This is a genomic window from Corallococcus caeni (genome assembly GCF_036245865.1).
Lineage (GTDB): Bacteria > Myxococcota > Myxococcia > Myxococcales > Myxococcaceae > Corallococcus > Corallococcus caeni.
The window spans coordinates 21,140-40,732 of record NZ_BTTW01000005.1; the positions used below are offsets into that span (position 1 = coordinate 21,140).

At 69.3% G+C, this 19,593-nt stretch carries 21 protein-coding genes; 13 read left to right on the forward strand and 8 right to left on the reverse strand.

Features of this window, described 5'->3' with window-relative positions; translation table 11 throughout:
• Positions 1 to 17: 17 nt before the first annotated feature.
• Positions 18 to 815, forward strand: a complete 798-nt coding sequence (locus tag AABA78_RS21460) for an alpha/beta fold hydrolase (RefSeq protein ID WP_338265192.1) — start codon at positions 18 to 20, stop codon at positions 813 to 815.
• Here the strand turns inward: AABA78_RS21460 and AABA78_RS21465 are convergent.
• Entirely contained in the window at positions 812 to 1,801 is a 990-nt protein-coding gene (locus tag AABA78_RS21465; protein ID WP_338265194.1) for an RluA family pseudouridine synthase, read from the reverse strand. The two genes, AABA78_RS21460 and AABA78_RS21465, sit on opposite strands and share 4 nt — an antisense overlap.
• Positions 1,802 to 1,908: 107 nt before the next feature.
• A complete protein-coding gene (gene wecB, locus AABA78_RS21470) occupies positions 1,909 to 3,033 on the reverse strand; it encodes a non-hydrolyzing UDP-N-acetylglucosamine 2-epimerase (RefSeq protein ID WP_338266225.1) in 1,125 nt (374 codons plus the stop codon).
• A 105-nt stretch (positions 3,034 to 3,138) separates the two neighbouring features.
• Between wecB and kdsB the strand changes: the two genes are divergently transcribed.
• The gene (gene kdsB, locus AABA78_RS21475) at positions 3,139 to 3,885 is read left to right on the forward strand and encodes a 3-deoxy-manno-octulosonate cytidylyltransferase (RefSeq protein ID WP_338265196.1); all 747 of its coding nucleotides are present in this window, start codon (positions 3,139 to 3,141) and stop codon (positions 3,883 to 3,885) included.
• On the opposite strand, the gene AABA78_RS21480 is transcribed toward kdsB, so the two are convergent.
• Positions 3,878 to 4,726, reverse strand: coding sequence for an aldo/keto reductase (locus AABA78_RS21480; RefSeq protein WP_338265198.1), 849 nt, complete (start codon positions 4,724 to 4,726; stop codon positions 3,878 to 3,880). The two genes, kdsB and AABA78_RS21480, sit on opposite strands and share 8 nt — an antisense overlap.
• A gap of 127 nt (positions 4,727 to 4,853) precedes the next feature.
• Between AABA78_RS21480 and AABA78_RS21485 the strand changes: the two genes are divergently transcribed.
• The 6 genes from AABA78_RS21485 (at position 4,854) to AABA78_RS21510 (ending at position 11,027) form a co-directional block, all read left to right on the forward strand.
• Complete coding sequence (locus AABA78_RS21485) at positions 4,854 to 6,623, forward strand: ABC transporter ATP-binding protein (protein WP_338265200.1); 1,770 nt, start codon at positions 4,854 to 4,856, stop codon at positions 6,621 to 6,623.
• A 327-nt stretch (positions 6,624 to 6,950) separates the two neighbouring features.
• On the forward strand, positions 6,951 to 7,184 hold the full coding sequence (locus AABA78_RS21490; RefSeq protein ID WP_120560722.1) for a hypothetical protein: 234 nt from the start codon (positions 6,951 to 6,953) through the stop codon (positions 7,182 to 7,184).
• Between the two features lie 87 nt (positions 7,185 to 7,271).
• Positions 7,272 to 8,921, forward strand: coding sequence for a CTP synthase (pyrG, locus tag AABA78_RS21495; RefSeq protein WP_338265203.1), 1,650 nt, complete (start codon positions 7,272 to 7,274; stop codon positions 8,919 to 8,921).
• On the forward strand, positions 8,918 to 9,754 hold the full coding sequence (gene kdsA / locus AABA78_RS21500; protein ID WP_128794931.1) for a 3-deoxy-8-phosphooctulonate synthase: 837 nt from the start codon (positions 8,918 to 8,920) through the stop codon (positions 9,752 to 9,754). The genes pyrG and kdsA overlap by 4 nt, the downstream gene beginning before the upstream one ends.
• A gap of 23 nt (positions 9,755 to 9,777) precedes the next feature.
• Positions 9,778 to 10,353 carry a KdsC family phosphatase gene (locus AABA78_RS21505; protein ID WP_338266226.1) on the forward strand — a complete coding sequence of 192 codons (576 nt, stop codon included), beginning with the start codon at positions 9,778 to 9,780 and terminating at the stop codon, positions 10,351 to 10,353.
• 44 nt (positions 10,354 to 10,397) lie between these two features.
• Positions 10,398 to 11,027, forward strand: a complete 630-nt coding sequence (locus tag AABA78_RS21510) for a response regulator (protein ID WP_043321054.1) — start codon at positions 10,398 to 10,400, stop codon at positions 11,025 to 11,027.
• Between the two features lie 123 nt (positions 11,028 to 11,150).
• Here the strand turns inward: AABA78_RS21510 and AABA78_RS21515 are convergent, their stop codons facing one another.
• Entirely contained in the window at positions 11,151 to 11,597 is a 447-nt protein-coding gene (locus AABA78_RS21515; protein ID WP_338265207.1) for an Hsp20/alpha crystallin family protein, read from the reverse strand.
• 233 nt (positions 11,598 to 11,830) lie between these two features.
• Positions 11,831 to 12,025, reverse strand: coding sequence for a CPXCG motif-containing cysteine-rich protein (locus tag AABA78_RS21520; protein ID WP_338265210.1), 195 nt, complete (start codon positions 12,023 to 12,025; stop codon positions 11,831 to 11,833).
• Positions 12,026 to 12,127: 102 nt separating this feature from the next.
• Here AABA78_RS21520 and AABA78_RS21525 point away from each other — a divergent pair, with 102 nt between their 5' ends.
• Positions 12,128 to 12,988, forward strand: a complete 861-nt coding sequence (locus AABA78_RS21525; RefSeq protein ID WP_338265213.1) for a GspE/PulE/PilB domain-containing protein — start codon at positions 12,128 to 12,130, stop codon at positions 12,986 to 12,988.
• 15 nt (positions 12,989 to 13,003) lie between these two features.
• On the opposite strand, the gene serB is transcribed toward AABA78_RS21525, so the two are convergent.
• From serB to AABA78_RS21540, 3 genes are all read right to left on the reverse strand, one after another.
• Positions 13,004 to 14,209: a phosphoserine phosphatase SerB gene (gene serB / locus AABA78_RS21530; protein ID WP_338265216.1), complete on the reverse strand. Its 1,206-nt coding sequence runs from the start codon at positions 14,207 to 14,209 to the stop codon at positions 13,004 to 13,006.
• A 78-nt stretch (positions 14,210 to 14,287) separates the two neighbouring features.
• A complete protein-coding gene (locus tag AABA78_RS21535) occupies positions 14,288 to 15,940 on the reverse strand; it encodes a serine/threonine-protein kinase (protein WP_338265217.1) in 1,653 nt (550 codons plus the stop codon).
• An 80-nt stretch (positions 15,941 to 16,020) separates the two neighbouring features.
• Positions 16,021 to 16,773: a TIGR02266 family protein gene (locus AABA78_RS21540; protein ID WP_171415984.1), complete on the reverse strand. Its 753-nt coding sequence runs from the start codon at positions 16,771 to 16,773 to the stop codon at positions 16,021 to 16,023.
• 104 nt (positions 16,774 to 16,877) lie between these two features.
• On the opposite strand from AABA78_RS21540, the gene AABA78_RS21545 reads away from it, so the two are divergent.
• Genes AABA78_RS21545 through nuoK form a run of 4 tightly spaced genes read left to right on the forward strand, consistent with a single transcriptional unit; the run spans position 16,878 to position 19,582 of the window.
• Positions 16,878 to 17,366 (forward strand): NADH-quinone oxidoreductase subunit NuoE family protein, encoded by a 489-nt coding sequence (locus AABA78_RS21545; protein WP_171415986.1) that lies wholly within the window; start codon positions 16,878 to 16,880, stop codon positions 17,364 to 17,366.
• Between the two features lie 40 nt (positions 17,367 to 17,406).
• The gene (gene nuoF, locus AABA78_RS21550) at positions 17,407 to 18,750 is read left to right on the forward strand and encodes an NADH-quinone oxidoreductase subunit NuoF (protein ID WP_171415988.1); all 1,344 of its coding nucleotides are present in this window, start codon (positions 17,407 to 17,409) and stop codon (positions 18,748 to 18,750) included.
• Positions 18,747 to 19,253 (forward strand): NADH-quinone oxidoreductase subunit J family protein, encoded by a 507-nt coding sequence (locus AABA78_RS21555; RefSeq protein WP_338265224.1) that lies wholly within the window; start codon positions 18,747 to 18,749, stop codon positions 19,251 to 19,253. The genes nuoF and AABA78_RS21555 overlap by 4 nt, the downstream gene beginning before the upstream one ends.
• A gap of 26 nt (positions 19,254 to 19,279) precedes the next feature.
• On the forward strand, positions 19,280 to 19,582 hold the full coding sequence (gene nuoK / locus AABA78_RS21560) for an NADH-quinone oxidoreductase subunit NuoK (protein WP_171415993.1): 303 nt from the start codon (positions 19,280 to 19,282) through the stop codon (positions 19,580 to 19,582).
• Positions 19,583 to 19,593 lie beyond the last annotated feature (11 nt).

Genomic DNA, 19,593 nt, shown 5'->3' on the forward strand with positions numbered 1-19,593 from the left:
GAAGCTCACGGAGCCTCATGCCGACCTGGACGAGTGGAGTCTGTGAAACGAACGGCATCCGCCTCCACTACCTCCGGACGGGAGGCGCCAGACCTCCCGTCGTGCTGCTCCATGGATTGATGGGGAGCGGCGCCTGCTGGACTCCCGTCGCGCGCGTGCTCGAAGGTGAATTCGACGTCGTCATGCCCGACGCAAGAGGGCATGGCGGTTCGAGCACGCCGCACCACGGCTACCGGTACGACGAACACGCGAACGACGTAGAGGGACTCATCCGAGGCCTGGAACTCTCCCGTCCGGTGCTGCTGGGCCACTCGATGGGCGGCATGACCGCCGCGGTGGTGGCGAGCCAAGGGGCAGCAAACCTCCGAGGCCTCATCCTCGTCGACCCGACGTTCCTGAGCCCCGAGCGCCAGCGCGAGGTGCACGCCAGCGACGTCGCCGAACAACACCGCCGGGCCCTCGGCCTCCAGAAGTCCGACCTCGTGGCCCAGGCCCGAGCCCGGCAGCCGCATCGCTCGCCCGAGCTCATCGAGCATCTCGCCGAGGCGAGGCTGAAGACCCGCATGGAGGCCCTCGACGTCCTCACGCCGCCCAACCCCGGGTATCGCGAGGTGGTGAGCGCGATCGAGGTCCCGACCCTCCTCGTCATTGGAGACAGCAGCCCTGTCGTCACATTCGAGCTGGCGACGGAGCTGCGGGGCCTCAACCCGCGCGTGCGAATCGAAGAGGTCCAGGACGCTGGCCACGGCCTCCCGTATGACCAACCCGAGCGCCTGGCGGAGGGGGTCGCGTCGTTCTTGCGTGAGCTGGCTTAGGAGGCCGGAGCCTTCCCGGCGATGAAGTCCTTCAGGTCATCGGGAAGCGGCGACGCGAAGGTGACGGTCTCCCCGGTTCCGGGGTGCGGGAACGTGATGCGCTCCGCGTGGAGCGCGTGCCGCGGCAGCCGCAGCCGCTCCCACGCCTCCGGCTCCAGCGTGTGCTTGCTGAAGCGGTCGAAGTAGCCCGGGTCCGGCCCGTACATCTTGTCCCCCACCAGCGGGAAGCCCGCCTCGCGCAGGTGGATGCGGATCTGATGCTGCCGCCCCGTCTCCGGAAAGCAGCGCAGCAGCGCGAACGGCGCACCGCCCTGCGTGAAGCGCTGGAGCACCTGGAAGCGAGTACGGCTGGGCTTGCCCGCCACCGGGTCGATGCGCACGGCGATGCGGATGAGGTCCGTGCCCTCCGCGATGGGCGCGTCCACGACGAAGGTGTCCGCGGAGGGCTGGCCCTCGCACAGCGCCAGGTACTCCTTGTGCACGTCACGCGACAGGAACAGCCCGCCCAGCACGCGGCAGGACTCGGTGGTGCGGCCGCACACCACCAGCCCGCTCGTCTCGCGGTCCAGCCGGTGCGCGGGCTCCGCGAAGCGCTCACCGAAGCGCTCGCGCAAGAGCGTCACCAGCGTGCCCTTGTGGTAGCGCGCGGTGGGGTGGATGGGCAGCCCCGCCGGCTTGTCGAGCACCAGCAGCCAGTCATCGGAGAACACGACGGGCAGCGCCGTGGGCGTCACGGGCTCCTGGCTCGCGGGACGGCGGATGCGGAACGTGAGCCCCGGGTACACGGGCGTGGAGGGCTTGAGGCGGTACTCGTCGCACAGGACGCCGCGCAGGATGATGCCGCGCACGCGCTCCAGGTCCATGCGGCGGATCTTCTCGCAGAGGTAGCGGTCCAGCCGCCACCCGGCGTAGTTCGGCTCCACGACGAACGGGATGTCGACGTAGCCGTCGGGCACGGCCGGAGCGCTGTCGGCGTCTTCAAGCATGGCGGGCCTGAAGCTCTACCACGCCTTGAAACGCGAAGGCCGCCCGGCCCCCGCGCACGAAGACGCGAGCACCCGGCGGCCTGATTGCTTCACGCGACGCGTTCCGCTCACCCGAAGGCGCGCTTCGTCTCCGCCACGCCCAGGAAGCGCGCGTACAGGTCCGCGATGCGCTCGCCCGTGCGGCCGTCCCACAGCTCCGGCACGCGGCCCTTCTTGAAGTCGCCGGCCAGCACGCGGTTCGCGGCCTCGCGGATGCGCGCGGGGTCGGTGCCCACCACCTCGTTGGAGCCGACCTCCACGGTGATGGGGCGCTCGGTCTGCTCGCGCATGGTGAGGCACGGCACGTTCAGCGCCGTGGTCTCCTCCTGCAGGCCGCCCGAGTCCGTCATCACCAGCTTCGCCTGCGACGTGACGGACAGGAACTCCAGGTAGCCCATGGGGTCCACCAGCTTGAGCCCCGGCGTCTGCTCCAGCTTCGGGCCCAGGCCCTGCTCGGAAATCATCTTGCGCGTGCGCGGGTGCACCGGGAACACGACGGGCAGCTCCTTCGCCACGTCCATCAGCACGCCCAGCAGGCCCGCCAGCAGCTTCGGGTTGTCCACGTTGGACGGCCGGTGCAGCGTCGCCACCACGTAGCCCTTGGGCTCCAGGCCCAGGGTCTTCAGCGTGGGCAGCTGGTCGGCCTTCTCCTTGGACGACAGGAGCGAGTCGATCATCACGTTGCCCACCAGGTGGATGTACTTCGGGTCGATGCCCTCCTTCAGGAGGTTCGCGTCCGCGTCGCGCGACGGCGTGAGCAGCAGGTCGGAGAGCCGGTCGGTGACGACGCGGTTGATCTCCTCCGGCTGGTGCCGCTCGAAGCTGCGCAGGCCCGCTTCCACGTGGGACAGCGGGATGGCCAGCTTGGACGTGACCAGCGCCGCGGCGATGGTGCTGTTCACGTCGCCCACCACGGAGACCAGGTCCGGCTTCTCCTTGAGGAAGACCTTCTCCATCTCCACCATCATCTTCGCCGTCTGCTCGGCATGGCTCCCGGAGCCGATGCCCAGGTGGATTTCGGGCGGAGGCAGCCCCAGGTCCGCGAAGAAGACGTCGCTCATCTTCGCGTCGTAGTGCTGGCCGGTGTGGATGACGAGCTGCTGCAGGGAAGTACGCGCGGAGATGGCCCGGTGAATGGGTGCCACCTTCATGAAATTCGGACGCGCGCCAACGATGTGGATGACCTTCTTCATGTCGCCCCGGAAGCTAGGCACGGCGCCATTTCTGGCCAGTGGTGGGTAACCGCCAGCCACCTCCCGGAAGCAGCGGGACGTCCTGAATCTGATAGATGCCGCCCCATGCCCGCCTCCCGCACCGTGGCCGTCATCCCCGCCCGCCATGCCAGCACCCGCTTCCCTGGCAAGCCGCTCGCCCTCATCGCCGGCACTCCCATGGTCGAACACGTCTGGCGCCGCTGTCAGGAAGCCAGCGCCTTCGACGAGGTGTGGGTGGCCACCGACGACGCGCGGATCCGCGACGTCGTGGAGGGCTTCGGCGGCCGCGCGGTGATGACCAGCCCCACCTGCCCCACCGGCACGGACCGCATCGCGGAGGTGGCCCGCGCCCGCCCGGACGTGGACGTGTGGGTGAACGTACAGGGGGATGAACCGCTCGTCGACCCCGCCGCACTCCAGGTGCTGGCGGGCCTCTTCCAGGACCCCGCCGTGCACATGGGCACCCTGGTGCGCCCCCTGGAAGCGGCGGAGGTGGACAACCCCAACGTGGTGAAGGCCGTGCTCGCCCTCAACGGCGACGCGCTCTACTTCAGCCGCGCCGCGGTGCCCCACGCCCGCGAGCCCGGCACGCCCGTCAACCGCTGGGCCCACCTGGGCCTCTACGGCTACCGGCGGGACACGCTGCTCCAGTTGGCCACGCTGGAGCCCACCCCGCTGGAGGAGGCGGAGAAGCTGGAGCAGCTGCGCGCCCTGGAGCACGGCCTGCGCATCCGCTGCGCCCGGGTGTCCTGGCGCACGGTGGCGGTGGACGTGCCGGAGGACGTGGCCCGCGTGGAGGCCGTGATGCGCGAGCGCGCCGTCGTCAGATGACCGGCAATTCGTCCGGCTCGGCGCCCTTCGGGAAGGCCGCGTCGATGCGCTGGAGCTCCTCCTGCGTGAGCTTCAGCGAGGCCGCGCTCGCGTTGTCGCGCACGTGCGCCACGTCGCTCGCCTTGGGGATGGCGAACATGGACGGCCGGCGCACGAGGAACTGGAGCGCCACCTGGAAGGGCGTCACGCCGTGCGCCTTCGCGATGGACGCCAGCACCTTGCCGCCCGCGCTGGTGGGCGACGGGAACCGCCCGTTGCCGAACGGGCTGTAGGCCACCACCGCCACGCCCTGCGCCTCGCACCACGGGACGACGGCGTGCTCGATGGCGCGCTCCTCCAGGTGGTACAGCACCTGGTTGCACGCGATGCGGCCCTTGCCCGCCAGCGCCAGCACCTCCTCCAGGTCCTCCACCCCGAAGTTGCTCACGCCCCAGGAGCGGATCTTCCCGGCCGCCACCAGCTCCTCGAAGGCCTCCACCGTGCCCTCCAGCGGGTGGGAGCCGGGCCAGTGCAGCAGGTAGCAGTCCAGCCGGTCCGTGCCCAGCCGCTTCAGGCTGCGCTCGCAGGCGGCCACCGCGCCCCGGCGCGTCGCGTTGGACGGCATCACCTTGGAGACGAGGAACACCTCGTCGCGCCGGCCCGCGATGGCCTTCGCCACCAGCGTCTCCTCCACGCGGCCGTGCCCGTAGAGCTCCGCGGTGTCCAGGTGCGTGAGCCCCAGGTCCAACCCGGCGCGCAGCGCGCGGATGGCCCCTTCCGCGTCGTCGTCCTCCATCTGCCAGGTGCCCTGTCCGATGACGGGCACCGCCACCCCGGTGTTGCCAAAGACGCGCTTCTCCATGGCCCCTCCTCCCGTGGAACGCTTCTTGGAATCCTCCCCGGAATACCACCCGGGCCTCCCGCCTGCATCCCGGCCCTGCGTCACCAGGCAGGCTGCGCGCCCCCCGACAGTCCAGTAGGCTCCGCCGGTGCCTCCCTCCGTCACCGCTCCGACATCCCGCCGCCCCTCCGGGGTCACCGCCCGCCGCCTGCTGACCCTCGCCCGCCCCGAGGCCGGCGCGCTGCTGTTCGCCTCCGTCTTCCTGCTCATCAGCAGCGGCGCCAGCCTCGTGTACCCCCAGGGCGTCCGCATCCTCATCGACGAGGCCCTCAACGCGAAGAACCGCGACCTCATCGACAAGGCCGCGCTCGTCATGCTGGCCGTCTTCCTGGTCCAGGGCGTCGCGACCGCCCTGCGCTACTACCTCTTCAGCACCGCCGGCGAGCGCGTGGTCATGCGCCTGCGCCATGACTTCTTCCAGCGCCTCATGGACCAGGAGGTGGCCTTCTTCGACACGCACCGCACCGGAGAGCTCACCAGCCGGCTCGCCTCCGACACCACCGTGCTCCAGAACACCGTGAGCGTGAACATCTCCCAGGGGCTGCGCAACGTCGTGCAGGTCCTGGGCGGCATCGTGCTGCTCTTCTACACCTCCGCGTCGCTCACGTTCCTGATGCTCGCCATCGTGCCCCTCGTGGTCGTGGGCGCAATGGTCTACGGCCGGCGCGTGCGCGGGCTGTCTCGCGACGTGCAGGACGCGCTCGCCAAGGCCAGCGAGGTCGCCGAGGAGAGCCTGTCCGGCCTGCGCACCGTGCGCTCCTTCGCGGCGGAGCCGTCGGAGGTCGCGCGCTACGGCAACACCGTGCGCCACGCCTACGAGGTCGCCCGCCACCGCGCGCGCCAGTCCTCCGCCTTCATGGGGGGCGCCTCCAGCGCGGGCTACATCTCCGCGGTGGTGGTGTTCTGGTACGGCGGCCGGCTGGTGGTGAACGGAGAACTCTCCGTGGGCGCCCTCACCTCGTTCCTCATCTACACCATGCTCGTGGCCGTCTCCCTGGGCTCCCTGGCCGACCTCTGGGCGGACTTCATGCGCGCCTCGGGCGCCGCCGAGCGCGTCTTCGAATTGATGGACCGCACGCCCGCCATCCCCGCCACGCAAGGCGAGCGCCCCACCACCGTCGAGGGCCGCGTGGAGCTGCGGGACGTGCACTTCGCCTACCCCACGCGCCCGGACGTGCCGGTGCTCCAGGGCATCGACCTCACGCTGAAGGCCGGCGAGGTCGTCGCCGTGGTGGGCTCCTCCGGCGCGGGCAAGTCCACCCTCGCCGCCCTCCTGTCCCGCTTCTATGATCCGCTCCAGGGCCAGCTGCTGCTGGACGGCCGCCCCCTCCCGTCCCTGGACCCCAGCTGGCTGCGGCGCCACGTGGGCATGGTCGCCCAGGAGCCCCTGCTCTTCTCCTGCTCCATCGCGGACAACATCCGCTACGGCCGCCCGGACGCCACGGAAGCGCAGGTGGAGGCCGCCGCCCGGGCCGCCAACGCGCACGACTTCATCCAGCGCTTCCCGGACGGCTACCGCACGGAGGTGGGCGAGCGCGGCGTGCAACTGTCCGGCGGCCAGAAGCAGCGCGTGGCCATCGCGCGGGCCGTGCTCAAGGACCCGCGCATCCTCATCCTGGACGAGGCGACGTCCGCCCTGGACGCGGAGAGCGAGCACCTGGTCAAGGACGCCCTGGACCGGCTGATGCAGGGCCGCACCACGCTCATCATCGCCCACCGCCTGTCCACCGTGGCCAACGCCCAGCGCGTGCTGGTGCTGGAGTCGGGCCGCGTGGTGCAGAGCGGCACCCACGCCTCCCTCATGACGCAGGACGGCCTGTACCGCCGCCTCGTGGAGCGCCAGGTCGTCGCCGCCTGAACGCTCGTCCCCCGGGCGGGCCCCGCCCCGCCGTGGTCTTCGTGGCGCGAAATGGGGGCACGCATTATCTCTGCTGCCGCAAGAAAGGAGGTGATGCCTTGAACGACAGCAAGATCAAGGCGTCCACCTCCGTCGCGGTGGCCCGCTAACACGGTGTCTGCCCGGCGGAAGTGACGCCTGCGGTACAGAGTCGCCCCCGCCTTTGCCGGCGGGGGCGACTTTTTTTGTCCCCCTCCCCACCGGGAATGTCCTGCCCACCCACCGGTTCGTGGCCGCCGGGGGGAAGCGCCATCCACGACCGTTGGGGTCGCCTGCCGGAGAACTGCCGTGTCCATCACGCCGTGTCCCATCCCCCTGCCCTCCGCCCTCCGTGATGAAGAGACGGTGGATGACCAGCGCAATCTTTTTTGTCCCAACTACGACGCCTGCCTGCACCAGGTGGTGAAGAAAGGCTGGGAAGGCTGGAGTTGCCGGGGGTGCGACCTGCGGCGCTTCCGCGTGGGCCAGCCCACCGCCCAGCAGTTCGCGGTCGCCCGCCCTGGCGGTTGGGACGCGCAGTGAAGGGCTGACGCCGCGGGTCGGGGCCAGCCGGGCGTCCAGCCGGCAGAGATTATTTGACGCCCCCTGGCCCTCTTGGCAGGAAGGGACATGCGCTCCAAGAAAACCAAGTTCATCTTCGTGACGGGCGGCGTGGTCAGCTCGCTGGGGAAGGGACTGGCCTCCGCATCCATTGGCGCCCTCCTCGAGAACCGCGGGCTGGACATCACCCTCATCAAGCTGGATCCCTACATCAACGTGGATCCGGGCACGATGAGCCCCTTCCAGCACGGCGAAGTCTTCGTCACCGAGGACGGTGGCGAGACCGACATGGACCTGGGCCACTACGAGCGGTTCACCCACGCCCGGATGAGCCGCCTCAACAATTTCACGTCCGGCCGCATCTACAACGCGGTCATCACCAAGGAACGCCGGGGTGAGTACCTGGGCAAGACGGTCCAGGTGATTCCGCACATCACGGATGAGATCAAGGCCAGCATCCGCCAGGCCGCCCAGGACGTGGACGTCGTCATCGTGGAGGTCGGCGGCACGGTGGGCGACATCGAGTCCCTGCCCTTCCTCGAGGCCATCCGCCAGATGCGCTACGACGTGGGCAGCCAGAACGCGGTCTACATCCACCTGACGCTGCTGCCGTACATCGGCGCCGCGGGCGAGGTGAAGACCAAGCCCACGCAGCACTCGGTGATGAAGCTGCGCGAGATCGGCATCCAGCCGGACTTCCTGCTGTGCCGCACGGACCGGGAGATCTCGCGCGAGCTGAAGGACAAGATCGCCATGTTCTGCAACGTGGACAACGGCAACGTGTTCACGTCCCCGGACGTGCGCAGCATCTACGAACTGCCCCTGGAGCTGCACCGCCAGGGCCTGGATGAGCGGCTGGCGGAGGTGCTCAACATCTGGAGCCGCGCCCCCCACCTGGAGAAGTGGGAGACCATCGTCCGGAAGATCTACGAGCCCGCGCGCGGTGAAGTCACCGTCGCCATCGTGGGCAAGTACGTGAACCTCACGGAGAGCTACAAGAGCCTCAACGAGTCCCTGCTCCACGGCGGCATCGCCAACGACGTGCGCGTGCGCTTGCGCTTCGTGGACAGCCAGGACGTGGAGGCGCAGGGGCCGGAGAAGACGCTCGCGGGCGTGGACGCGGTGCTCGTGCCCGGCGGCTTCGGCGTGCGCGGCACCGAAGGGAAGATCGCCGCGGTCCGCTACGCGCGGGAGAACAAGCTTCCCTTCTTCGGCATCTGCCTGGGCCTCCAGATGGCCGTGGTGGAGTTCAGCCGCACCGTGCTGGGCCTGAAGGGCGCCAACAGCCTGGAGTTCGACGAGCACACCCCGCACCCGGTGGTGACGCTCATGGAGAGCCAGGTGAAGGTGCAGGACAAGGGCGGCACCATGCGCCTGGGCAGCTACGCGTGCGCCCTCAAGGCCGGCACCGTCGCGCACAAGCTCTATGCCCAGGAGTCCATCCAGGAGCGCCACCGCCACCGCTACGAGGTCAACAACGCCTACCGCGGCCGCCTCCAGGAGGCCGGGCTCGTCATCTCCGGCCACAACCCGGAGCTGAACCTGGTGGAGATGATTGAACTGGCGGACCACCCGTACTTCGTCGGCTGCCAGTTCCACCCGGAGTTCAAGAGCAAGCCCTTCGCCCCCCACCCCCTGTTCTCCGGCTTCATCGGCGCGGCGCTCGCCCAGCGCGACGCCCACCGGACCCAGGCCCCTGCCACCCCGGTGCGCGCATGAGCAACACCCCCTCCATCGAGCTGTGCGGCCACAAGGTCGGCCCCGGCCAGCGCCTCTTCGTCATCGCCGGCCCGGACAGCATCGAGTCCGAGGAGATGGCCCTGCGCCACGCCCACCTGCTCAAGGGCATCACCGCCCGGCTGGGCGTCCCGTATGCCTTCAAATGTTCCTATGACAAGGCCAACCGGACCAGCGGCAAGTCCTTCCGCGGACCGGGTTTGAAGGAAGGTCTGAGAATCCTGGACCGTGTCCGTCGGGAGGTGGGGGTGCCCGTTCTCACGGACGTCCATGAAACCAGCCACGTCGGGCCTGCCGCTGAAGTCGTGGATATCATCCAGATACCCGCCTTCCTCTGCCGCCAGACGGACCTCGTGGAGGCGGTGGCCCGCTCGGGCAAGGGGGTGAACTTGAAGAAGGGACAGTTCGTCGCCCCCAAGGACATCGTCCACTCGGCGCGAAAGGCCGTGGAGGCGGGCAACCCCAACGTGCTCGTCACCGAGCGCGGCTCGTCCTTCGGCTACAACAACCTCGTCGTGGACATGCGCGGCTTCGCCCAGATGCGCGAGGCCGGCCTCGTGGTGTGCATGGACGCGACCCACGCCGTCCAGCTCCCCTCCTCCAGCGACGGAAAGACAGGCGGCGAGCGCCGGTTCGTCTCACTGCTCGCCCGCAGCGCCGCCGCCGCCGGGATTGACGCTTTATTCACAGAAGTCCACGAAGACCCCGACCGTGCCCTGTGTGACGGTCCGTGCTCGCTCAATCCACAGATGTTCGAGGACGTGGTACGAGATGTGCTCAGCATCCGCCGCGCGCTGGGTCACGAAGCCAGTTGATGGACGCGAAAGGTGAGGAGGCCATGCAGACGGAAGCGCCTTCCAAGCCGGGTAAGGAAGAGCTGACGTCCCGTGCGTCGCGCGTGCGACTGCTCGTGTTCGACGTGGATGGCGTCCTCACCGACGGCGCGCTGTACTACGGCGACAACGGCGAGGTGATGAAGCGCTTCAACGTGAAGGACGGCCATGCGCTCGTCATGGCCCGGCTGGTGGGCCTGCCCGCCGCCATCCTCACCGCGCGCAGCTCCCGCATCGTGGAAGCGCGAGGCCGGGAACTCGGCCTTGCCGCCGTCTTCCAGGGCCGCAAGGAGAAGGGTCCCGCTCTCCAGGAATTGCTCGCCCAACTCCAGATACCCGCGAATCAGTGCGCGTATATGGGAGACGACCTCAACGACCTGGACCCCATGTCGCTCTCCGGGCTTTCCGCCTGTCCGGCGGATGCCGTTCCAGAGGTGCGCCAGGAAGCGGACTTCGTTACGCAGAACGTGGGCGGTCACGGAGCCGCCCGTGAGCTGGTCGAGCTGTGCCTCCGTGCCAGTGGCCGTTGGGAAGACGCCGTGGGTCTGATGCGAAGCACAGGTAAACGCAGCACGTCGTAGGGTGGGTTGATCAAACCCCGCATTCAAGGTAGGTGTTTATTTCCATGGCTAGTGGAACGATGCAGTCCGAGGGGAGTACGGCGATGACGGACCAGCTCTACACGACGCACGACATCAGTCGGTTGCTTCAGGTGGACCCGTCGACGGTGAGCAAGTGGATCGACCGCGGCATCCTGATGGCCTTCCGGACTCCGGGTGGCCACCGACGCGTGCGTTCAACCGACCTGCGCACCTTCCTGGTCACCCACCAGATGCCCGTGCCCGAGGAGCTGGGCAGCAGCACGGTGCGCCTGCTGGTCGTGGACGACGAGCGCCCGGTGCTGGACGCCATCAAGCGCGCGTTCAAGCCGCATGCGAACCAGGTGGAGCTCCAGACGACGACGAGCGGCGTGGAGGCCCTGCTGCTGGTGTCGGAGCAGAAGCCGCACGGGATGATCATCGACCTCAACATGCCGGACATCGACGGCATCGAGGTCTGCAAGCGCATCCGCGCGCGCAAGCAGATGGAGGGCGTGCGCCTCATCACCATGACGAGCAATCACACGCCCGACGTCGTGGAGCAGTCCAAGCAGGCCGGCGCGGTGGCGTGCCTGGCCAAGCCGCTGGACGTGACGCAGGTGATGGAGCTGTTCCGGGTTCCGCTGGCGCTCAACACCAGCGCTGCTCGCAAGTAAGGGGACGGGGGCTTCCGCCGGCCACCGCGGAAGCCCTCGGGTCGCAAGGATGCTTGCGGGAGTCGCCGCGCCTCGCCGCAGCGAGGGCAGCGGCCTCCCTCATGGGGTGTGGATGCACGTGCATCAACCCTGGACCTTCACCTCGACGACGCGGGGCTTGGTCTCCTCGCGGCGCGGCAGGGTGAGGGTGAGCACGCCATTGTCGTAGCGGGCCTCCACGCGGGTGGCATCCACCGTGTCAGGCAGGCGGAACTGGCGCGCGTAGACGCCCGAGGCGCGCTCCTGGCGGCGCAGGGTGCTCCCTTCCGGAACGGTCTCCGCCTTGCGCTCGGAGCGCACGGTCAGCACGCCGTCCTCCACCTTCACCTGGATGGCCTTGGCGTCGTGGCCGGGCAGGTCCACGCGCAGCGTGATGCCGGACTCGGCCTCCAGGATGTCCGCCGCGGGCGTGACGGTGCGCTCGGCGTCGTTGCGGGCGCCCGGCGAGGCCAGCTCGCGGAAGAGGAAGTCGAAGTCGCGCAGCAGGGGGAGGGCAACGGCGGCGTTGTAGGGATTGCGGCTGTTCAGCATGGTCGTCTCCTGTTCGTGACGTCCCATTGGACGCACGTTGTGCGGGTTCACGGTCGTTGTCGAAGCGGGCGGCCGGGACCCTGTTTCCAGGAGCGCCCGGCAGCGCCCTCACAGACTCAAGAGAACCATGCTTCGGGACGTGTCAAGGAACGGCCCCCGCCGTCCTGGAGGCCCTGGAATGGCCCTCCACGCCCGCCCGCCTGCCCTCCTGCCAGGAGGACGCCGCCGGGGTGTCAGTCGTCGTCGCGGCCCAGCACGACGCTGGCGCCGTCGTCGTCCCGGGTGACGCGCACCTGCCAGGGGCGGCAGCAGACGGGGCAGTCCTCCACGTAGGACTCGGCGGAGGCGCCCAGCGAGTCCACGTCGACTTCCACCTCCTCACCGCAGTAGGGGCACAGCTGGGTGGCGGCGTCCGCGAAGGGCTGCATGGGGCAAGCCTCCTTGCTCTCAAGGCATGTTCCCATGCCTTCAGGCATGTTCATTGACGTGGACTGAGCGTCCGCGCCATCAGACGCTAGAATCCCCACCCCATGGCTCCCCCTTCCCGGAATCGCATCGCGGACATCCTCGTCAAGGCGCGCGTCATCGACGAGTTGCAGCTACGCAGCGCGCTCGCGTCGCTGGACCAGTGGGGCGGACGCGTGTCGCGCGTCATCGCGGACCTGGGCCTGGCCTCCGAGGAGACCATCACCCAGGCCATCTGCCAGGGCCTGGGAATGCCGCGCGTGCAGCTGGGCAACCTGACGAAGGACGCGGCCGCGCTCTCACGCGTGGACGTGGGGCTCGCCGAGCAGAAGGGCGTCTTCCCCGTGCAGCTCAAGGACAACGGGAAGACGCTGGTGCTGGCCATGTCCGACCCCACGGACCTGGCCACGTTGGATCAGGTCGCGGCGCGCAGCCGTGCCCGCGTGGTCCCCATGGTGGCGGGCGACCGTGAAATCGAGCACGCCATCCTGCGCCACTACCGCGGCCAGGAGCCGGTGGAGAAGAAGCGCTTCAAGCCGGACACCAACAAGCAGCAGGACGCGGGCGAGCTCCCGGAGGAGGAGGAGTTCAAGGTCGTGGACATGAGCGGCAAGACGGTCGTCAAACGCATCAGCGACATCGTCGACCCGAACGCCGCCCCGCCGCCCGCCGCGCCCGCCCCCGCGCCGCGTGCGGCTCCCGCGCCCGCCGCCGCGAGCGCGAACTCCAGCGCCTCGGACATCCTGGACGAAATCCTCGCGGGCGGCTCGCCCACCTCCGAGTGGACGGACGAGGACCTGGCCCGGCTGCAGACGGTGCAGCAGAACCAGGAGAAGAGCTCCAAGATCCTGCGCGCCCTGCTGGAGCTCGTCTTCGAGAAGGGCCAGGTGCAGCAGCGCGAGCTGGCCGCGCGCATGCGCCTCTGAGCCGCGCTGCCTTGCTCAGCCCACCTCGCGCAGCTCGCGCGCGGTGAGCCCCAGCAGCGTGAGGATGGTGTCCAGCCCGCCGGCGGAGATGGACGTGTCGGCGGCCTCGCGCAGCTTCGGCTTGGCGCGGAAGGCGATGCCCAGGCCCGCCTTCTCCAGCATCAGCAGGTCGTTGGCCCCGTCGCCCACGGCGATGACCTGCTCCAGGAGGATGCCCTCCTGCTTCGCCAGCGTCTCCAGCAGCTCCGCCTTGCGGCGCGCGTTGACGATGGTGCCCACGGTGCGTCCGGTGAGCTTCCCGTCCTGCACCTCCAGCGCGTTGGAGTACGCGAAGTCGATGCCCAGCCGCTTCTGGAGCGCCTCCGCCGCCACGGAGAAGCCGCCGCTGATGACCGCGGTGCGGTAGCCCAGGCGCCGGAGCACGCGGATGAGCGTCTCCGCCCCCTCGGTGAGCGGCAGGTTCGCGGCCAGGTCGTGCAGCACGCGCGCGTCCAGCCCCGCGAGCAGCGCCACGCGCTGGCGCAGGGACTCGTCGTAGTCCATCTCCCCGTGCATCGCGCGCTCGGTGATGGCGGCCACCTTGGCGTGGACGCCGTACGCCCGCGCCAGCTCGTCGATGACCTCGATGCGGATGAGCGTGGAGTCCATGTCCATCACCACCATCCGCTTGCCCCGCCGGTAGAGGCTCTCGCGCTGGAGGGCCACGTCGAACGTGGGGCTCGCCATGGACAGCGCCAGCAGCGCGCCCTTGAGCGCCGTGGGGTCCGCGTCCGCGGGCAGCGTGACGTGCAGCTCCACCGCCGCGAGCGGCGTCTCGCTCAGCCGGGTGATGCGCTCCACGCGCGCGTTGCCCGCCGCCAGCTCCCGCGTCAGCGAGTGCACGTCGCGCACGCCCAGCGCCTTGCCCGTCGCGGTGACGACGTAGCGCAGCGGCTCCGGCCCTGGCTCCGGAGACGCGGCCGGGGGCACCGCGCGCACGTCCACCGTGACGCCCAGCTCGCGGGCCAGCTCGGGGAGCGCCCGCAGGGACTCCCCCACCCGGGCACCCTCCGGCAGGCGCACCCACAGGGCCAGGGTGAGCAGGCCCTGCACCACCCCCTGCTCCACGTCGAGCAGCTCCGCGCCCGCGTCCGCGAGCAGGCCGGTGAGGCGGGCGGTGGTGTCGGGGCCGTCCCTGCCGGTGACGGTGAGGAGGACGCTGTCGGAGGGGCGCGTGTGCATGGGCGCGCCGCAGTCTGACAGGTCCACGCGGGCCCGGGCGAGCCTCGCGAGGAGGCCCGCCTGCCCGCTGGCAACCCGCTACTCCTGCGTCGGATCCGACGACACGATGAGCGAGCCGCGGTCCAGGTACTCGCGCTCCGGGAAGGCCTTGTAGAAGTCCTCCAGCATCGCGTCCACGTCCGGGTAGCGCTGCTCGCGCTTGTCCTGCGTGGCCTTGTCGAAGAGCTGATCCAACCCGCTGGGCGCCTCCGGGTTCACCTCCGAGGGCAGCGGCGAGCGGCGGCCCGGGATCTGCCCGGTGAACATCTCGTAGAGCAGGATGCCCAGGCCGTACACGTCCGCGGACGGGCCCGGCTCCTTGGCGCCCCGGTTCATCAGCTCCGGCGCCATGTACACCATGCCGCCCGTGCCCACGAACACCTGGGGCATGCCCTTGGTGGCGTCCACCTCCACCACGCGGCTCATGCCGAAGTCCGCGAGCTTCGCGTTGCCGTACGCGTCGAAGAGGACGTTCTCCGGCTTGATGTTGTGGTGGGTGAGCCCCGCGGCGTGCGCGGCCCGCAGGCCGTACGCCAGCTGCAGGAAGGTGCGCAGCGCGTGCGGCACCTCAATGCCCTTGCCGCCCGCGGCCTCCAGCCGCTCCTTCAGGCTGCCGCGCATCAGCTCCACCACGAAGTAGGGCCGCGCCGTGTCCACGTTCTGGTCGAGGATCTGCACCACGCCCGGGTGGCGCACCTGCGCCTGCGCGCACAGCTCCTTCTTCAGGCGCTTGAGGACCTCCCCGCGCTGCAGGAAGGAGAAGTAGCCGAAGATGTCCTTCAGCTCCTTGATGCAGATGTCCAGGCCCAGGGCGTTGTAGCGGCCCTTGAAGACCGTGCCCAGCGGCCCCGTGCCAATGGGGTCGAACTTCTGGTAGCGCAGGTCCAGGTCGCTGGCGCCCTTCGCGGCGGCCGCGGCGGCGGCATTGGGGACCGGGGCTGCGGGAGCGGGCGTCGTGGAGGGAGGGGGCATCGGAGCGGGCGCGGCGGAGAGCGGAGGGGTGATGATGAGCGGCTGGGACGCGCTGGGGATGGGCGCGGTCACCACGAGGGGCTGGGCAACCGGAGCGGGCGTCGGCGGCAGCCCGATGAAGGTCTCCCGGCGTCCTTCCGCCGGGCCGTCCTGGCGGGACGCCGGCTGCGGCTGCGGCGTCGCGATGGGCGGGGGCGCCGCGGGCTGCATCTGCGTCGCGGCCTGCGACAGGTCCAGGGCCGGCATCGCCACGCGGTGCGTGCGCGACGGCGGCATGGGCGGCGGCCCTCCCTGGGACTGGGCGGAGGATGCGTCCACCTCCGCCTCGTCCAGCAGCAGCTCCGGCGGCGGCGGCGGGACACTCATCGGTTCGTCCTCGTCCAGCGGACGGCCGATGTGCGTGGCGTCCTCCGCCGGGAGGAGCTGATCCGCGAAGAAGTCGTCGACCTCCGACGCGAACCGGTCCTGCAGGTCCCCCTCCACCACCCGCTCACCCGTTTCGGTGAGCTTCAGCTGGGCCTCGCGGTCCATGGCGATGTAGTGGAACTTGCGCAGGAAGAAGAAGTAGCTGTCGAACTCCAGCGAGACGGACGGCTCGAGGGCGGCCTTCACGTCCGCCAGCTTGTTCGAGCGTCCCAGGCGGCCGTTCTCCCGCAGATTCTGCAGGATGAGCAGCGCCTCGCCACTGACGGTGTCACGATGGATGGCCGGCTTCGTCATGGGTGCGCGGACTCTACGCGGCACCCGCCCGGCGCTTCAACGTCTGGTGTGTCGAAGAAGCCCGGGGAAGCCCCCGCGCCCTACCGGATGCGCAGGAGCTGCTTCACCGTCTCCAGCACTTCCACGAACCGCACCGGCTTGCGCAGGTAGATGTCCACGCCCAGTTGCATCGCCCGGTCCTGGGCCTCCTTGCCGCCGGCGGAGATGGCGATGACCGGGATGCCCTTGAGCTCCTCCTCCTCCCGGATGCGCTCCACCAGGGCGAAGCCGTCCATCACCGGCATGTAGAGGTCCAGCATCACCAGGCTGAAGCGGTCCTCGCGCAGCCGCAAGAGGGCGTGGTGCCCGTCCGGCGCGAAGTGGACCTCCAGCGGCACCTTGCCGTGCAGGTCGTTGCTCGCCAGCTTCTTCAGCACGTAGCTGTACATCTCGATGATGTGGGGGTTGTCCTCGACGATGAGCACACGGTACCCGTCCTGCTCCGAAGGGGTCACCGCGCTGTCGTTGGGTCCCGCCGAACTCAAGATGTCACCCAGTCGCCGCCGGTCCTGCTCGCTCTCCACACGGATGCCCACGCCGCCCGGCTGATCGGGCGCGGCGATGCGCACCCACGCCACCGTCCCCGCGACTTCTACCGGATCCAGCAGTCCCGGGAAAGAAAGAGCAAGTCGAAGCTCGTCCCCCACCGCGAAGAGCTGCTCGGTCTGGACGAAGAAGCCCCCGGCGGAGAGGTTTTCCGTCACGTCCCGCAGTGGACGCCCATGCGGGTAGTCCACCCGGAGGATGGTGGGGACACGAGGGTGCTGCCGCTGGTCCGCAGGGTCCGGGCTCATAACAAGGGGTTGAAATCGCTCGGAAATTTGCTGATGGCGGTCCAGTCTACCGCCGAGGGTTTATGTTGACAACGAAGCCATTGCGGCAATACGTACGGCCCGCCATGGCGGAGCCCCTGTTCACTCCTGAAGAGCAGAAGAAGTTCGACGCGGGGATCGCGGAAATCCTCTCGCACTACCCCTCTGATCGCAAAAGCGCCGGCATGCTTCCCGCGCTGCGCCTGCTGCAGGACCTCAAGGGGTGGTTGCCTCCTGAAGGTCTTCGGCTGGTGGCGAAGAACCTGGAGGTCACGCCGGAGCGCGCCTACGAGGTCGCCAGCTTCTACGTGATGTACCACCTCAAGAAGCCGGGCAAGTACGTCATCGACGTCTGCACGAACCTCTCCTGCTCCCTCTGGGGCGCGGAGAAGATGCTCGCGTACCTGGAGCAGAAGCTGGGCCTGGCCGCCGGGGAGACGAACGACAAGTTCACCCTGCGCGAGACGGAATGCCTGGCGTCCTGCGGGACGGCGCCCTGCCTGCAGATCAACGAGGATCACCACGAGCGCCTGACCCAGGCCAAGCTGGACGCCATCCTGGCCCGGCTGTCGTGAGTCGCCCCTCCTCCCCCTCGCTTTCCTAGGACGTTCATCCATGGCCTCTACGGCAAAGGCGGTCGAACCCGTCATCTCGGCGGCCTGGGGCAAGCCCCAGTCCTGGACCCTCGACAGCTACCGGTCGCGCGGTGGCTATGACGGGCTCAAGCGCGCGCTCTCCATGGAGCCCGCCGCCATCATCGACGAGGTGAAGAAGTCCAACCTGCGCGGCCGCGGCGGCGCGGGCTTCCCCACGGGCATGAAGTGGAGCTTCGTCCCCAAGGACAGCCCCAAGCCCAAGTACCTCGCCGTCAACGGCGACGAGTCCGAGCCGGGCACCTTCAAGGACCGCTACATCCTGGAGAACGACCCGCACATGATGCTGGAGGGCATCGCCATCGCGTCGTACGCGCTGGGCGTGCACACCTGCTACGTGTACCTGCGCGGCGAGTTCAAGTTCCAGGCGGAGCGCACCCAGGCGGCCATCGATGAAGCCTACAAGGCCGGCATCTTCGGCAAGTCGCTGATGGGCAAGGAGGGCTTCGCGCTCGACTGCTACGTCGTCCGCGGCGCGGGCGCGTACATCTGCGGCGAGGAGACGGCGCTGCTGGAGTCCCTGGAGGGCAAGAAGGGCTGGCCCCGCTTGAAGCCCCCCTTCCCCGCGGTGGTGGGCCTGTTCGGCAGCCCCACGGTGGTGAACAACGTGGAGACGCTCGCCAGCGTGCCGCCCATCCTCGCCAAGGGCGCGGAGTGGTACGCGAAGCTGGGCACGGACAAGTCCGGCGGCACGCACCTGGTGTGCCTGTCCGGCTCCGTGAACCGCCCCGGCGTCTACGAGGTGGGGATGCACACCACCATCCTGGAGCTGATCCACGACGACAAGTACGGCCAGGGCATGCCCAAGGGCCGCAAGGTCAAGGCGGTCATCCCGGGCGGCTCGTCGGCGCCGGTGCTGGGCGCGGACGAGCTGGACGTGGCGCTGGAGTTCGAGGCGCTGAAGATGAAGCAGACGATGGCCGGCTCCGGCGGCGTCATCGTGATGGACGACGCCACCTGCATGGTGCGCAGCCTCTGGCGCGTGGCCCGCTTCTACGCGGAAGAGTCCTGCGGCCAGTGCACGCCGTGCCGCGAGGGCACGCCCTGGCAGACGCGCCTCCTGCGCAAGATCGAGGAAGGCCGCGCGGAGCTGAGCGACATCGACATGCTGTCGAACGTCGCGTCCTCCATCGCGCCCTACCCCCCCATCGGCCTGGGCAACACCATCTGCGCGCTCGGTGACGCGGCGGCGCTGCCCACGCACTCCTTCCTCATGCGGTTCCGGGACGAGTTCGAGGCTCACGTGCGGGAGCATCGCTGCCCGTTCGGTGACCACCCCTGGGGTTCCTTCGGAGACTGGTCTTGAACATCGAATTGGTCCTCTTCGGCGTCTTCGCCGTCATGACGCTGCTGTCGGCGGGGCTGGTCATCACCGCGCGGAGCCCCATCAACTCCGCCATGGCCCTGGTGTCGACGTTCTTCTTCCTGGCCGGCATCTACGTGCTGCTCTGGGCGCACACGGTGGCCGCGGTGCAGGTGCTCGTGTACGCGGGCGCCATCATGGTGCTCTTCCTCTTCGTCATCATGCTGCTCAACCTGGGGGACGCGCCCCACCGCGGCAAGCCCACGGTGACGCGGCTCTTGGGCGGCGCCTCCGCGCTGGGCCTGCTGGCGGTGCTGGTCGTGACGCTGGGCCGCGTGAACGCGCAGCCCGCGCAGCTGGACGCGAAGAGCCAGGCGGCGTTCGGCACCATGGCGGCCATCGGCCAGTCCATCTTCACCACCTGGCTGCTGCCGTTCGAAGCGGTCAGCCTGCTCCTGCTGGTGGCCATGGTGGGCGCGGTGGTGGTGGCCAAGTCCCGCATCTGACCTTCAGCGCCCCTCAGGACAACCCAATGGTCCCCATCACCTACTACCTCCTGCTGGCCGCGGCCCTCTTCTGCATGGGCATGTTCGGCGTGCTGGTGCGTACCAACGCGCTGGTCGTCTTCATGTGCGTGGAGCTGATGCTCAACGCGGTCAACCTGACGTTCCTGGCCTTCTCGCGCATGCATGGCGAGGGCACCGGGCACGTGTCCGCCTTCTTCGTCATCGCCGTGGCGGCCGCGGAAGCGGCCATCGGTCTGGCCATCGTCATCGCGGTCTTCCGCAGTCGCGGCTCCGTGAACGTCGACGACATCCGGACGATGAAGCACTAACGCCCCGTCAC

Bases quoted from the DNA above. Each gene is read 5' to 3' on its own strand.
- AABA78_RS21515 (WP_338265207.1), bottom strand. From the start codon at position 11,597: ATGCTGAACAGCCGCAATCCCTACAACGCCGCCGTTGCCCTCCCCCTG.
- AABA78_RS21465 (WP_338265194.1), bottom strand. From the start codon at position 1,801: ATGCTTGAAGACGCCGACAGCGCTCCGGCCGTGCCCGACGGCTACGTC.
- serB (WP_338265216.1), bottom strand. From the start codon at position 14,209: ATGCACACGCGCCCCTCCGACAGCGTCCTCCTCACCGTCACCGGCAGG.
- AABA78_RS21540 (WP_171415984.1), bottom strand. From the start codon at position 16,773: ATGAGCCCGGACCCTGCGGACCAGCGGCAGCACCCTCGTGTCCCCACC.
- AABA78_RS21545 (WP_171415986.1), top strand. From the start codon at position 16,878: ATGGCGGAGCCCCTGTTCACTCCTGAAGAGCAGAAGAAGTTCGACGCG.
- AABA78_RS21460 (WP_338265192.1), top strand. From the start codon at position 18: ATGCCGACCTGGACGAGTGGAGTCTGTGAAACGAACGGCATCCGCCTC.
- AABA78_RS21480 (WP_338265198.1), bottom strand. From the start codon at position 4,726: ATGGAGAAGCGCGTCTTTGGCAACACCGGGGTGGCGGTGCCCGTCATC.
- pyrG (WP_338265203.1), top strand. From the start codon at position 7,272: ATGCGCTCCAAGAAAACCAAGTTCATCTTCGTGACGGGCGGCGTGGTC.
- AABA78_RS21510 (WP_043321054.1), top strand. From the start codon at position 10,398: ATGGCTAGTGGAACGATGCAGTCCGAGGGGAGTACGGCGATGACGGAC.
- wecB (WP_338266225.1), bottom strand. From the start codon at position 3,033: ATGAAGAAGGTCATCCACATCGTTGGCGCGCGTCCGAATTTCATGAAG.
- nuoF (WP_171415988.1), top strand. From the start codon at position 17,407: ATGGCCTCTACGGCAAAGGCGGTCGAACCCGTCATCTCGGCGGCCTGG.
- kdsB (WP_338265196.1), top strand. From the start codon at position 3,139: ATGCCCGCCTCCCGCACCGTGGCCGTCATCCCCGCCCGCCATGCCAGC.
- nuoK (WP_171415993.1), top strand. From the start codon at position 19,280: ATGGTCCCCATCACCTACTACCTCCTGCTGGCCGCGGCCCTCTTCTGC.
- AABA78_RS21520 (WP_338265210.1), bottom strand. From the start codon at position 12,025: ATGCAGCCCTTCGCGGACGCCGCCACCCAGCTGTGCCCCTACTGCGGT.
- kdsA (WP_128794931.1), top strand. From the start codon at position 8,918: ATGAGCAACACCCCCTCCATCGAGCTGTGCGGCCACAAGGTCGGCCCC.
- AABA78_RS21535 (WP_338265217.1), bottom strand. From the start codon at position 15,940: ATGACGAAGCCGGCCATCCATCGTGACACCGTCAGTGGCGAGGCGCTG.
- AABA78_RS21505 (WP_338266226.1), top strand. From the start codon at position 9,778: ATGCAGACGGAAGCGCCTTCCAAGCCGGGTAAGGAAGAGCTGACGTCC.
- AABA78_RS21525 (WP_338265213.1), top strand. From the start codon at position 12,128: ATGGCTCCCCCTTCCCGGAATCGCATCGCGGACATCCTCGTCAAGGCG.